This is a genomic window from Streptomyces sp. CB00455 (assembly GCF_001905445.1).
Classification (GTDB): Bacteria; Actinomycetota; Actinomycetes; order Streptomycetales; family Streptomycetaceae; genus Streptomyces.
The window spans coordinates 25,973-38,542 of sequence record NZ_LIVQ01000014.1; the positions used below are offsets into that span (position 1 = coordinate 25,973).

Below are 12,570 nucleotides of genomic sequence, written 5' to 3' on the forward strand. Positions count from 1 at the left end.
TCCCCTTGGGCTTGCCCAGCCGCTCACGGGCTTGCCCCGCAGGCGGAGGGCGCTACCGCTGGCGTGGGCTTGCCCTGAGGACCTTTGGGCCTGCCCATCCCTTGACTGGTCATCCGGGACGCCATGACCGGTCCGTCACGCCAGGGAAGGCGAGCAGGGTTAGATCGCGCGGGAGAACATCTGCTCGCCGGCGAGCGGGGCGGCGCCGACATCGCGGTGCCTGGAACTGCCGGGAAGGATGACCGGCTGCCCCGGGGCATGGATGGTGAACCCGTGGCGCCGGTAGAACCGGGCCAGGTCGTCGTCTCCGGCGGTGAACTGCCCGTAGGCAAAGAACGCGCGGTGCTCACGGTGGATTGCCAGGGCCTTGATGAGGAGAGCTGAGGCGATCCCCTGACGGCGGTGGTCGTCGGCAACAGCCAGGGCGCGGATTTTGACATAGGCCATAGCAGTGGCCCCCAGGGCTACGGGGTCTGCTCCGTCGCGCTCCATTCCGCCAAGGACGGACAGGGGCGGGATACTGGAGGAGACGCCCACGATGCGTGCGGTGGGCGTGTGTTCGGCGACCAGGAATACGAACCGCCCGGCTCCGAACTGGCTCATGAACGGGCCTCCTTCGTCGATGACCTCGCACATGGCCTCGCGGTCGTCGAAGTCGCCGTGCCCTTCCATGGCAAGAGCGGCGAGGTCGGTGAATGCCTTGCCTTCTCCGGGGCGGGTTTCCCGGATCTGGATGTTGTCGGGCAGCTCGTCGAGGCGGCGGCGTCGGGGTTTGCCAGGCTTGTGTCGTCCCACGGGCGTCCTCTCGGGTTATGGCAGGCGGCCGTCACCGCGCCGATCACCAGGGCACCCGGTGGCCAGCGGGAGGCCCAGTTACCAGTAGGCCGGAACGCCGTACTTTGATGCGGGTCAATGCGGTCATCACGCCGCCAGAGGCGCGGATGATGGCGCATTTCTTTCGTCTCCAGACAACTCTCAGCCCTCCAGGATCCCGTCGAACCCGGTGGTCGAGGCCAGGACTTACGCCAACGTCCTGCGCACAGGACGCAAAGGGCCGCAGGCACCGGCACCTGGGCAAGCCGCCCTCGCGGGTGGCTTGCCCAGTCGTTCAGGCTTACCCGGCTGCCGGCTCCCACAGCGGGCGGGCACGCCCGGTGCCGTCGCAGTGGAAGCACCGGCCGCCCCCGGGCGTGCTGCGGGCCGCGACGGTGTCGACGGCGTGGCGCAGGAGCCGGGTGAGGCCGTCGACGTGGGCCCGGTGCAGGGCGAGTTCGTGGCGCTTGCCGACCTGGACCTCCAGGGCGACCCCGGGCCCTGCGTAGCCCAGTTCCGTGGTGACGCCGTGGGTGACCGTGCGGATGAGGTCGTGGAGGTGGCCCATCGTCTCCATCCCGGACAGCTCGACCCGTGCGGTGAAGAGGAGGTCGTCCGGGTTGGTGAGGGACAGCAGTGCCTCCGGTCGCTCGAACGGCACGAGGCGGCCGACCGGGTCGCGGTGGGCGGCGTGAAGGCGCGCCAGGGCCAGCCACATGTCGCCCGCATCGCTCTGCCCGGGCACGGCCGGGTTCTCCTGCTTGATTCGTCTCATGGTTCCGGTTTACGGCTCGCGAGGAAGCGTCGGCCGGCTCCGGGCCGTCGCGTCCCAGACGGTGACGCCGCGACCTTGGGAACCGTCCCGCCACGCGATCCGGACGCTGGGCAAGCCCTCCGGGTCGAGGGCTTGCCCAGCAGCAGCCGTGACCGATCGGCAGGCCGGACGTGACCGATCTGTCTCCCGTGATCGGTCAACCAGCACGTCAGCGCCGTGACCGACCCGTGCAACTCCCGACCGAGCCGGTGACCGGCCATCGGTCACCGGTCAGCCGGACCTCGCCGGGAGGCTCCGGGCCGACCGTGACCGACGTCCCCTGCCGACAGGCCCCAGCCGGGGTGGGCAAGCCGGGGTGCGGGGTGGCTTGCCCAGGCTCCCCTTCGGCTTGCCCTCGTGATGCAGCCGGGGCGGGTAGCCCGGATGGCTGCCCACCGCCTGCTGAGCGGCAGTGGCGCAACGATGGTGGAGGCATGGCCGCCAAGCTGATCGTCTACCCGCCCGACGAACAGGGCTGGCGCCGGGTCCGCTACGACGGCGTCGCCATCGGAGTCGCGCACCGCCCATCCGACATCAGGGTCTTCCTGGCCGCCGCCGGCCTGGAGAGCGCCGAGGACGTGGACCTGACCGATCCCGACTTCGTGGAGTGGAGGGGTGCCGGCCCCGAAGCGTGGGAGCCGACGCCGTAGCGGCCGGGCCGGTTGGCCGGCCGGACGGGAGACTTCCGGCCGCAAGCCCGCGGGCCCTGGCCTCACCGTGCCTTCGGGAGTGCGGCCAGGGCGCGGCGTTCCTCGCCGTGGCCGTTGCCGACGACCCGCCACACCGGAGCATCCGCCCCGTCGTGGGTCAGAAGGGGCAGGGTCGTGGTCGCCACGGTGAGCCGGTAGTTCACGCTCCCCACCCGGCGGGCCCGCTCGTGGAAGGCGGCCTCCCTCGTGGTCGGCGCCGCGCGGCGTGGGGCCGGGGCGAAGACGAACAGCACCGGCGGGAAGGGCCGCTCCAGGGACGGCCCGGCGTAGGTCTCCTGCCAGTGGCTGCGCGGGGCACGGGCGGCGTTCCCGCGCCCGGACGCCGGGGCGTTGCGGTAGGCGTCGTAGCGCTCCAGCTTGGCGACCAGGCGGGCGTAGGACATCGTGCGGTCGATCTCCACGAACGCGCTGGCGCCGTCGGCCAGGAGCACCACGCCGTCGGGGACCAGGGTTCCGGCCGCAGTGGGGTGGGCGACTTCCACCCGCCAGTCCGCGTGGTCGGCCACCTCCGACTGGTGGAAGGCGACGACGGTGTCGACCAGGGCGAGACCGTGCTCACGCAGGCCCGTCTTGCTGGCGGCGATGCGCTTCCCGGTGGTCCGGCCAGCCGTCGAAGCGAGCTCACCGGAGGCGGCCGCTTCGGCGAGACCCGCCGGGGTGCAGTACCAGTAGCTCTGCTGGGCGCGGTGGGTCCGGCCCACAAGGGCCGGGGACTCGTCGAGCAGGTTGCGCAGGGCGCGGCGTACGTGGTCGGTGCCCTGCTGGTGCGGCAGCAGGAGGGCCTTGAGCTGGCGGGGTGTGGCCAGGCGCAGCTGGGCGAGGGTCAGCAGGACCTCGCCGCGGATGTCCGCGCCGGCCTTCGCCGCCGCTGTCTTCCGGGCCCGGGACGCTTCTCCAGGTACATCAGTACGGGGAGAAGAGGAGTTGCAACCGGCCGGGGTAGGCGAATCGGGGGTCTGATCAGCGACAACGCTCAGGCGGCGGCCGACGGCTGCGGGGCTGGGCGCGGGGCTCGCCGCAGGGCTCCCAGCGGGGCTCGCCGTCGCAGCGGGGTACGCCGGGTGCGGCGGGGTGTTCGGGGTGGGGGCGGTGGTCATCGGATCCTCGCGGTTCTCCGGCCGTCGCGGCCGGATCGGTGACAGGTCCGGCCCACACGCTGAGGTGCGCGCGGGCCGGGGCCACCGTGAAAAGGACCCCCTTGACCGCGGTCTGACGGTCACCCACGACAGGTGTCCGATTTCTCCTTGACTACCCCTGGACCGGGCGGGTTTGTCCGTGACCGGCGCCACATGCGCGCTCCGGGCTTTCGGGGTCCTGCGGGGAGGGAGACTTCTCCCTCCCGAGCGCGGCCGCTGTCCACAGGGCCATTCACTCAGGCTCCTGTTGAGGCCGCCACGATCAGCGGGGCGGCCCCGTATATGAGGAGCCCCCCATGTCCGAGACCATCACCATGCCGCTCACCCCGATGACTCCCCACGCGGTGATGAGCGCCTTCAACTACCTCCGGGCCATCGAGGCCGGCGACACCGAAACCGCCGCCGAGTTCCTCGCCGAGGAGCCGCAGATGCCCGCTCTGCTCATAGAGGTCGCGCACCACATCGTCATCCCGACGACCAACCTGCCCGACCGGGACGAGAAGGCGGTGCCGTGTGACAGCTCGTTCGCCCTGTTCGAGCTGGGGATCTGCTTCCTGGGCACCCTGCGGTCCTGGCACGAGCAGGCCGGCGCCGACGCGGCCGAGGGCCTCGCCCTCGCGGTCATCCGTTTCACCACGCAGATCCTCACCCAGGGCCACGAGGAAGTCGCCGACGTCCTGCAGCAGCTGAACGCCATCGCCTTCGGTCAGGCGCTGGCGGCGCACCCCGCACCGGCCGGAGCGCACCCGGTGCGCACCACCGCGATGTAGTGCGCACCGCCGATGTCGGTGGTGCGCGCACGGTGCGCACCACCGCCCGGCGGTGCGGTGGATGGTGCGCATCGGGTGGACGCCATCGCCGGGCGGGTGCACCCGTTGCGTGCGCACCGCCGCACCGCACCGCACATCGTGGTGCGCGACATCGTGCTGCCGCACCGCACCGAGTGCGGCAGCACGTGGCGACGGGCCCTATCACACACCCCCTTGACCGCGACCTGATCGGTGGCCGGGACCGGCTCTGTCCAGGGGAAACGCTCCGCTGGCGAACCTGGTCAAGGGGTCACCGGTCGGCCGCCCAGACCTGGTCAAGGGGTAGGCGGTCGGCCGGTGCGCACATGATCCGGGAGGTGCGCTTCGCGTGCGGTGCGGAACATCGGATGCCAGACATCGTTGTGCGCGCCGAGTGCCGAGCATCGTGGTGCGCACGGTGCGGGGCGGTGCATCGGGTGCCGGGCATCGTCGGGAGGTGCGCACCAGGTGCGGGGTGGAACATCGTGGTGCGCACGGGAGTGGAGTCCACCGTCAGCCGGTGCGCGCCGGAGTGGAGTCCACCGAGTGGAGGCCACCCGGTGGACTCCACTCGATGCACTGGATGGTGAACATCGTGGATTCCACTCGGTGGACGATGCCCGGCATCGTCACCACAGCCAGGCAGTGGAGTGCCGCACCCGGGACAGGGCGCGGGCATCGCGGCGCGCGGCGGCGTTGCCGATCCGGCTCTGCCGGGAGCGAGGCCGGCGTGACTGCCCGGCGGCGAGGCGGCGCTTCCCGGCATCCTGGAGCCGACGCCGCTGCTTGCGCAGCTCCACCTTCTCCGCCGCCTTCGACTTCAGCTTCCGGGGCCGCTTCCACACCGGCTGCCACCCCAGGTCCTCATCGAGCTCGGGCTCCTGGTCCTCGCCGAGCGCGGCGGCCATCTCCTTGTGGGCTGCGCGAGCTCGGGCGAGGGCGTCCTCGAGTCCCGGGATCTCCGGATTCTCCTCTGGTGTGCTCATGCGACTCCTCCACTGGGTGTCCGGCCCGGCGTCTGCTGAACGTTGGGCTGCTGGGTGTGTGACGGCGGGGACGCTGCCGGGGTGGGCTGCGGCGCGGGTCGGAGGGCGGCGGCGCGCTCCCGGACACCGTCCTGGAGCTTGGCGGCCATCTTGGCGGCGGCCTCGATCGTGGCGCGGGTCTGCTCCAGCGCGGCAACATCGGTCCCCTGCTCCTGGCCGCGGCCGGCCTTACGGTCCGTGCGCGACGGACGCGAGCGAGACCTCGCTGCGTCGGGCACAGCGACGGTGTGCGGGCGGGTGCGGGAGCCCAGGCGGTCCGAGCGGCGCGTGGCGTGGACCCGGGCGGTCAACGCTCCGGCTGCCAGGCGGGCCCGCTCGTAGAGAGGGGCGGTCCGCTTGCGGGTCAGCGGGCGCAGCACGGCCTGGTCGTCGGTGTCGCGCGGGTACAGGGCGCGCAGATCGGCGGTCATCATCCGGCCCCGCCCGACGGGCCGGGTGTAGTCGTCGATGACCCTCTGCACGATCTGTTCGTCCAGGCCCCTCTGGTGGGGTCGGCCGCGCAGGACGTAGGAGAGGTGGCGGCGGGCCTCGGCGAGCAGGTGGTGGCGCTTGAACGCGCCGCGCATCACGTACACCACGGCCACGACGTCGACGGCCGCCAGGATGACGTCGACCACCGGCCGCACCCGCGCCCACACCGCCGCGGCCGCCGCCCGCGCCCGTTCCGCCAGCCGGGAGACGACGTCGGCGCCGAACGCGGCGATGGCTGACTCCCGCCATCGCTCGCGCAGCTCGGACAGCGACCGCAGCTCTTTGCGCTTGTGCGGGCGCGTCCGGTCTGCGGCCTGGCAGCCCAGCGCGTAGCCGGCCCGCTCCCCTGGCGCGTGCCCGTGCTTCTTCTCGTACTTGGCCGTGAGGACGGACATGGCGTCCTCGATCTGCTGGCGTCGGGTCGACTGCCAGCCGATGAGCCGCTGGTCGATCCCAGCGATCTCCATGACGGGCCGACGACCGGGTGTCACCTCGCGCGGCTCCCACGCCCACCCGAGCCGGGCGGACACCTCCTCCATGAAGAACAAGATGAAGAGGGTGTCGGCCGCGACTATGTGGGCCAGCATCGAATCCGCCGACAAGTTGCCCCACGTGCCCTTCTCGTCCGGCCGCCGGGCACGGATCGACACCAACGCATGATCGTGGAGAAGGGGCTTGGAGTCCGCGGCTCTGGACTCGTAGTGCCGGAAGACCGCGACGATCAGTCCGTCTCGGACACCGGCCCGGTGCTTGCCACCGCCCTTCCAGCGGATCTGAGCGACTGCATCCTCCAGCCACTCCAGCGTCTTGTCCCGGGCGATGTCCTGGCACAGCTCCAGCACCAGTCGGATCTCGTGACCCATCAGCGCCCACGCGATGTGGGCCGTCGGTGGGGGCCGGAACACCAGGTGCATGCCGAGCCAGGGAATGCGCTCCTTGGCCTTCTCGGTCTTGGGCGAGCGGTTGTGCTCGATGGGCCTGCCCAGCACGGTCGCCCGCCGGGCGCGGGCCGGGCTCTTGCCCTGCGCCAGGAGCTCGCTCTCGATCCGGTCCGCGTCCGGGTGCCGGCCTTCCCCCAGGAGCAGCTCGGCCTGCCGCTCGGTCACCACGTCCCCGGCCGTCAGGCCGACCGCGGCTAGGCCCCGGCCCTTCCACACACCGGGCGGGACACCGGCTTCGTCCTGGGCGGCGCGCAGCGACGTACCCGCCCCGCGGTGGCCGTCGCCGACCATCACGCCGCGGAAGAGATAGCGCCCGTCTCCCGGACGGATCGGTGTTTGGCTGATCATCGGCCCATGAAACACCGGGCTTGACCTGCCGAAAAGCGTGATCCGGGGTCCTTCCCGCCGGGCGGGAGGCCATCACCAAATCTTCACCGGAGCGCCCGCCAGGCGGGCCGCCGCATCAGCCCGAGACGTTAACCCGTCGACGTGTGCACAGTCCGCCGCATGACGAACGAACTGATCTACGCCGACCCCTGCCCGCTGTGCGGCCGCCCTCTCACGCTGCGCCCGACCGTCGAAGTCCGCTCGAACACGCCGTACCCCACGCGCATCGACAGGCTGCCTCACTGCACAAGCTGCGCCAGCGACATGACACGCGCGCAGCAGTGGGCCGACATGATGCGCGACCTCTACGAGAGCTGACCGCGGCCGTGCGAATGCTGCGCCACACCATCGGCAAGCGAATCCAGCTGCCCGGCAGGTGACCGACGCGTTGAACACCCGCCCGGTCGCCACCGCCCCGTCATCACGAGCACGGCGTCGTGGGCTTGGGCACGGCTGGAAGGGCATCGACGCAGGGCGTTGACCGGTGGACAGCGGAGGGGCCCGGCCGCCCAGAGGGTGGTCGGGCCTCGCGTGCCGTTTCCAGTGGAAACGGCGGTCAGGTGCGGTCGGGGAATCCGATGCTGGTCATCAGCTTCCGGTAGTCGACTGCCGGCACCGAGTTGGGCAGGAGGATGGGCAGGGGGCAGCAGTCGTCGTAGAGCTTTTTGGCGTCGGCGGAGTACCGGACGTAGGGCGTGAGGATGTCGCCGTACAGGGATTCCGCGAGCGCTGTCGCCTTCCTGGCCGATGCTTCGGTGTAGCTGGCGGTCGGGGTGCCGGTGAGGATCAGGTGGTTGACCGTCGGGCGGCCGGGGACCGATCGCCGGAGGCGGTTCTTCTCCCTGACGCGGTCGAGTTCCTCGAACAGCGGGACCAGCAGTTTGACGTCCTTCGGATCGGCGCGGACCGACGGGATGACGGAGTCGTCCTCGTCGAGCATCCGGATCACGGAGTAGACCATCTTCCCGTAGCTTGCGGGGAAGTCGAGCCAGAGGACGTCGTCCTCGTCGCCGTCGTAGCCGAGCAGGATCTCGGCGAACCAGTCCTGTCGGTCCGCGTCCTCGGCGATGGCGGTGTCCGCGGTGGACATCTCCTTGCAGCTGGGCACGACACGCAGGCCGGGGATGTATGCGAAGGCGTCGTCGCCGTAGCCGTCGCCGATGCGGTATCGGGCCGGGAGCGCGACCTCGTCCAGGGTCGCGGTTCCGTGGATGAGGTCGAGGACGGTCTTGCGTCCCTTCATGGCCTCTTCGTCGTAGCCGAGGATCGTGGTCGTGGACCGGTTGGCGTCGAAGTCGAAGATCGTGCCCGGGTATCCCCGCAGCGCTGCCTCGGTCGCCATGGAGGTGGCGCTGGTGGTCTTGGTGGAGCCGCCGCACTCGAGGATGAAGGCGTAGATCTTGGGGTGGCGCCGCCCTCTGGGGCGGAAGCGGGGGTCGACGGTGCGCGTCACTCGTTCTCTCCTGTGGTGTCCGAGCCCAGTTCCTTCTTCTCCCACGCGGTCTCCGGGGCGTACTGCGCGTGGTCCTGGAGGAGGCGGAGGTAGCCGACCTCGCGGGTTCCCCACGAGTGCCGGCGGGCGGCGGTGCGGAGCTCTGCGGCAGCGAGGGCGCTCGCGAAGGCGGCGAGCCGCTGGAGTTCACCGTCACCGGAGTCCTGGACGGCGTTGAAGTACGAGGCGGCGTTCTGGTCGTCGATGCTGTGGCGTTCGGCTCGGCGGAGCCAGACCAGGGCGCGCTGCTGCGCGGCGGACTGCTGCTGTGGAGCGAGCAGGGCGCCGGTCATGGCCTTGAGGAGGAGCTCGCTGTCGGCGGTGTCGCCGACGTCGACGGTCTCCACGAGGAGCTGGCAGGCGGCGTCCCGGGCTGCGGCTGCGGTACTGCGGTCCTGCTCGTACTGGTCGGCCGACGGCTTGGGCTGCTCCTTCTTCGCCGTCGTCCGGGGCTTGGCGGCAGCGTTTCCAGTGGAAACGGTGCTCGCCTGGAGGGCAGTGCCGTTTCCATTGGAAACGGCACCCTCTCCTTCGGCCGGCTCCGTGTCGGGCACGGGTTCGTCCTGCCGCTGCCGCGCGAGGATCTGCGCCTGTGCCTCCAGCGGACGCATGCCGCCCTGGACCAGGGTCACCGCCTCCCGCTGGTCCTCGGCGCTCATCTTCTGGAGCTTCTCAGCGGTGCTGACTGCCAGGGTGCCGTCCCGGAGCGCTCCCTGGACTTCCGGCTCCAGCGCGAGGAGCTGCACGCGCTTCCACACGGTGCCCTTGGAGATGGCCCCCTTGGCGGTCTCGCCAACCTTCTGCGCGATCTGCTCGTAGGACAGTCCGCTGCTCCGCAGGGCCTCGTAGTGCTCGGCCTCTTCCAGCGGGCTGAGCTGTGCGCGCCGGAGGTTCTCGATGAGGGTGATGAGGCGGGCGTCGGCGACCTTGTCGTCCATCAGGACGCTGGGGATGACCTCCCAGCCCAAGGACTGGATGGCGCGCCAGCGGTGCTCCCCAAAGAGGATGACGTTCGCAGCGGTGATCTTCTCCGCTGTCTCCGGATAGTGCTCGACCCAGATGTCCGCGGGGATGTGCGCGATGTTCTGGAGGAGGCCCACTTCCTCGATCGTGGCCGCAAGCTCCTCAACGCCCGACATGGCCCGCCGGTTGAACGGGTTGGGGCAGAGGTCCTTGGGGTGGAGTTCGACGGTGTCGCCGCTGCGGTCCTTGCCGCCCCGGTAGAACGCCTCTTCCTTGGGCGGAGCAGCGGGGGCCTGCTTGGTGCTCGTGCGCTTGGGCCTCGGAAGGTTGGCAGCCATAGATTCTCCAGGACGACAGAAAGTACGGCCAGAGACTAGCCGTTTCCAATGGAAACGCTGGCTCCCTCACGCAGCCCGAGCAGGAACAGTTAGTGGCCGGCCAAGCTGGTGGTTGCCGTTTCCAGTGGAAACGCCGTTGCCCTGGGCGGGGATTGACGGAAGGCCATGTACGGACCGAGGCAGCATCCTCGCTGCCGTTTCCATTGGAAACGGCAGACAGACAGAACCCAGGAAACCCCCCAAAACAGGAAAAGCCCTGCCCCGGGGGTGCCGGGGCAGGGCTTCGGTGAGGGGCGTTGCGGGTCAAGCTGCCCAGCTCGCGGGCGCGCCATCATCCGGGTTGGGGATGCCGGCAGCAGCCACCAGGGCGGCGGGATGCCGCAGGGCGGTGACCGGCACGGCCCCGGGTTCGGTGTCGGGGGCCCAGACCATGCGCCAGGTGTCGTCCCACTCGCATCCGCAGCCGTGGTCGGGGTGCGGATGCCGTAAGAAGACGCCGTGGGTGTGGACCGCGCGCGGGATGAGGGGGATGAGTACGGAGGGGTCGTCGCCGGGGTAGAGATGCAAGTTCCGCCAGCCGTGGATACGAGCCATGTACGCGGCGGCGGCCTCGATGATGTCGGCCCACCGCTGATGCCCGAGCACAAGGAACGCCACGGGGTAGAGGTGGTCCTCGGCGGCGTCGTCGATCCCGGTGACGTACAGGTCCCGATGGACGACGAAGCCGCTCTCCGCCGCGTCCTCGCCGGGCGTCCAGAGCTTTTCGACGGGGTGCGGGGTGCCGTCGTCACCCTCGCTGGTCTCGATCTCGTACGGGGCCGTGGTGGTCATGCGCTCGCTCCGGTGCTGGTGTCGGCCGCCTTCAGGAAGCGCGGCAGATGGACGTGGAGGTGTTCGACGTCGACCTGGCGGCCGCGGGCGCGAAGTTCGCGGGCAAGCAGTTCGGTGAGACCGGATGCCCTGTGCCTACCTCCTGCGCAGCCGATGGCGATCCGGCGGGGGCCGGCGGGCAGGTCGGCGTAGTCGGCGAGGTTGGCCAGGAGCTCGCGGGCGCCGGGGGTGTTGAGGACGACGTCCTGGACGCGGGGGTGGAAGCCGTCGAGGTCGAGGATGTCGCGGGCGGCGGCCGGGTCGCGGAGCCGTGCGCGGACGTCTTCGATGCGGTCGGCGGCGGGCGGGACGGGGGAGCCGTCCGGGCCGGTGGGCAGGTGCAGGTAGCCGAATGAGATCAGGCGGATCGGGTGCAAGGGGTTCTCCTGCTCGGTGGTGAAGGGCGGGAACGCGAGAACGCCGCGCCCGGCCTTCCGGCTCGGGTGCGGCGCTCTGGTGTCTGGCGGTGGGGTCTCAGGTGGTCTTGGCGGCGCTGAGGATGTCGGCGTGGTCGAACGCCAGGCACGCCGGGAGGTTGTCCAGGGGCCACCAGCGGGCGTCGTGGGCGTCGTCCCCGGCGTGGATCGGGGTGTCGTCGGGGACGACGACGGCGTAGGCGACGGTGACGTAGCGGCCGCGGGGGTCACGGCCGGGCTGGTCGAAGACGCCGATCTGGCGGAGGTCGCCGGCGGTCACGTGGAGGCCCGTCTCTTCGGCGAGTTCGCGAACGGCCGCGTGACGGCTCGTTTCCAGGGCGTCAACATGGCCCCCCGGCAGGGCCCAGGATCCCTTGTGGGGCTCCCAGCCGCGCTCGATCAGCAGGACGGTGCCGCCGGGCGTCAGGGCGACGACGTCGGCGGTGTAGCGGATGGTCTCGGGCTCGGGCTCGGTCTCGGTCATGTTCACCTCTCGGTTGGATGGGCTATCGGGTGGTGGTGCCGGTGACCACGAGGAACTGGTCGGTGGTCAGGTCCATCACGACGTGGGCATCGTGGCCCTGGGCGCGCTGGGCGGCGGCGTACTCGTCGGCGGGCCAGGAGCCGCGGGGGTGGCCGGCGGGGAAGCGCTCCAGGACGGTGCGGGGCGCGGCGGTGGTCATCGGTCGTCACCGCCGTGCACGCGCTCGTGGATGTCGATCAGGGTGGTGATGGCGTCGGGGTTGTCGGCGAGGCCGACCCACGTGCCGCGCGCGGTGAAGACGGGCACGGCGTCGGTGTCGGCGTCGAAGATGACGCAGTAGTCGCCGAACCTGTCGATCACCATCTCGCGCAGGGCCGGGACCAGGGCGGTTTCGAGGACCTGGAGGACGTCCACGGTGAGCCGGGCGGGCGCACCGGGCGTCTGGGGCTGGACCAGGTCGCCGGTGACGCGAAGCAGGTCGCCGGGCTGTATTCCGGTCAGCAGCTCGTGGACGATCCCGGCGACCATGCTGGTGCAGGAGACGACCGTGTCGGGGGCCTCCTCGGGGAGGGTGTCCGCGTCGACGGGGCACACGGTCAGGTCGAACATCGCGGTGCCGTGCGGGCCGGGGGCGGGGATGGCGTCGACCCAGCCGTCGACGGTGCAGCGGGTGGTGTCCATCAGCTGGCCTCCGCCAGGGTCTCGGTGGGGCGAGGGGAGCGGGGTCGGGGGGTGCGCTGCGCGAGCACCAGCAGCTCGGCATTGCGCTTCTGCTCAGCGGGCGTGAGGGGCCGGGCCTTCGCCGCGCCGTGGCGGTGCCAGAGCGGAGAGGCCGGCGGCTCGGGGTAGGCGAGAGCGTGGTCGACGTCGCGGTCAGTGCTGCTCATGGGGACCTCCGAGG

The 12,570-nt window shown here is 71.0% G+C and carries 16 protein-coding genes; 3 read left to right on the forward strand and 13 right to left on the reverse strand.

Going from position 1 to position 12,570, the window contains the following annotated elements:
- Positions 1-159: 159 nt before the first annotated feature.
- Both AMK16_RS32730 and AMK16_RS32735 read right to left on the reverse strand, forming a co-directional pair.
- Positions 160-795 carry a GNAT family N-acetyltransferase gene (locus AMK16_RS32730; protein WP_073920978.1) on the reverse strand — a complete coding sequence of 212 codons (636 nt, stop codon included), beginning with the start codon at positions 793-795 and terminating at the stop codon, positions 160-162.
- Positions 796-1,114: 319 nt separating this feature from the next.
- On the reverse strand, positions 1,115-1,588 hold the full coding sequence (locus AMK16_RS32735) for a hypothetical protein (RefSeq protein WP_073920979.1): 474 nt from the start codon (positions 1,586-1,588) through the stop codon (positions 1,115-1,117).
- A 473-nt stretch (positions 1,589-2,061) separates the two neighbouring features.
- On the opposite strand from AMK16_RS32735, the gene AMK16_RS32740 reads away from it, so the two are divergent.
- The gene (locus AMK16_RS32740) at positions 2,062-2,277 is read left to right on the forward strand and encodes a hypothetical protein (RefSeq protein ID WP_073920980.1); all 216 of its coding nucleotides are present in this window, start codon (positions 2,062-2,064) and stop codon (positions 2,275-2,277) included.
- Between the two features lie 62 nt (positions 2,278-2,339).
- Here the strand turns inward: AMK16_RS32740 and AMK16_RS32745 are convergent, their stop codons facing one another.
- Complete coding sequence (locus tag AMK16_RS32745) at positions 2,340-3,434, reverse strand: replication-relaxation family protein (RefSeq protein ID WP_073920981.1); 1,095 nt, start codon at positions 3,432-3,434, stop codon at positions 2,340-2,342.
- Positions 3,435-3,769: 335 nt separating this feature from the next.
- Here AMK16_RS32745 and AMK16_RS32750 point away from each other — a divergent pair, with 335 nt between their 5' ends.
- On the forward strand, positions 3,770-4,243 hold the full coding sequence (locus AMK16_RS32750; protein ID WP_073920982.1) for a hypothetical protein: 474 nt from the start codon (positions 3,770-3,772) through the stop codon (positions 4,241-4,243).
- Positions 4,244-4,890: 647 nt separating this feature from the next.
- Here the strand turns inward: AMK16_RS32750 and AMK16_RS32755 are convergent.
- Both AMK16_RS32755 and mobF read right to left on the reverse strand, forming a co-directional pair.
- Positions 4,891-5,247: a hypothetical protein gene (locus AMK16_RS32755; RefSeq protein WP_073920983.1), complete on the reverse strand. Its 357-nt coding sequence runs from the start codon at positions 5,245-5,247 to the stop codon at positions 4,891-4,893.
- The gene (mobF, locus tag AMK16_RS32760; RefSeq protein ID WP_242439031.1) at positions 5,244-7,067 is read right to left on the reverse strand and encodes a MobF family relaxase; all 1,824 of its coding nucleotides are present in this window, start codon (positions 7,065-7,067) and stop codon (positions 5,244-5,246) included. The genes AMK16_RS32755 and mobF overlap by 4 nt, the downstream gene beginning before the upstream one ends.
- A gap of 159 nt (positions 7,068-7,226) precedes the next feature.
- Between mobF and AMK16_RS32765 the strand changes: the two genes are divergently transcribed.
- The gene (locus AMK16_RS32765; protein ID WP_073920985.1) at positions 7,227-7,424 is read left to right on the forward strand and encodes a hypothetical protein; all 198 of its coding nucleotides are present in this window, start codon (positions 7,227-7,229) and stop codon (positions 7,422-7,424) included.
- Positions 7,425-7,662: 238 nt separating this feature from the next.
- Here AMK16_RS32765 and AMK16_RS32770 read toward each other — a convergent pair whose 3' ends face one another.
- The 8 genes from AMK16_RS32770 to AMK16_RS32800 form a co-directional block, all read right to left on the reverse strand.
- Positions 7,663-8,559, reverse strand: coding sequence for a ParA family protein (locus AMK16_RS32770; protein WP_073920986.1), 897 nt, complete (start codon positions 8,557-8,559; stop codon positions 7,663-7,665).
- Complete coding sequence (locus AMK16_RS32775) at positions 8,556-9,899, reverse strand: ParB/RepB/Spo0J family partition protein (protein WP_073920987.1); 1,344 nt, start codon at positions 9,897-9,899, stop codon at positions 8,556-8,558. Before AMK16_RS32775 ends, AMK16_RS32770 begins: the two co-directional genes overlap by 4 nt.
- Before the next feature lie 303 nt (positions 9,900-10,202).
- A complete protein-coding gene (locus AMK16_RS32780) occupies positions 10,203-10,730 on the reverse strand; it encodes a hypothetical protein (protein WP_073920988.1) in 528 nt (175 codons plus the stop codon).
- Positions 10,727-11,146, reverse strand: coding sequence for a RapZ C-terminal domain-containing protein (locus AMK16_RS32785; protein ID WP_073920989.1), 420 nt, complete (start codon positions 11,144-11,146; stop codon positions 10,727-10,729). The genes AMK16_RS32780 and AMK16_RS32785 overlap by 4 nt, the downstream gene beginning before the upstream one ends.
- Positions 11,147-11,243: 97 nt before the next feature.
- A complete protein-coding gene (locus AMK16_RS32790) occupies positions 11,244-11,669 on the reverse strand; it encodes an NUDIX domain-containing protein (RefSeq protein WP_073920990.1) in 426 nt (141 codons plus the stop codon).
- A 22-nt stretch (positions 11,670-11,691) separates the two neighbouring features.
- Positions 11,692-11,868, reverse strand: coding sequence for a hypothetical protein (locus tag AMK16_RS36825; protein WP_170198266.1), 177 nt, complete (start codon positions 11,866-11,868; stop codon positions 11,692-11,694).
- A complete protein-coding gene (locus AMK16_RS32795; RefSeq protein ID WP_073920991.1) occupies positions 11,865-12,350 on the reverse strand; it encodes a hypothetical protein in 486 nt (161 codons plus the stop codon). The genes AMK16_RS36825 and AMK16_RS32795 overlap by 4 nt, the downstream gene beginning before the upstream one ends.
- Positions 12,350-12,556 carry a hypothetical protein gene (locus AMK16_RS32800; protein WP_073920992.1) on the reverse strand — a complete coding sequence of 69 codons (207 nt, stop codon included), beginning with the start codon at positions 12,554-12,556 and terminating at the stop codon, positions 12,350-12,352. Before AMK16_RS32800 ends, AMK16_RS32795 begins: the two co-directional genes overlap by 1 nt.
- Positions 12,557-12,570: the final 14 nt, after the last annotated feature.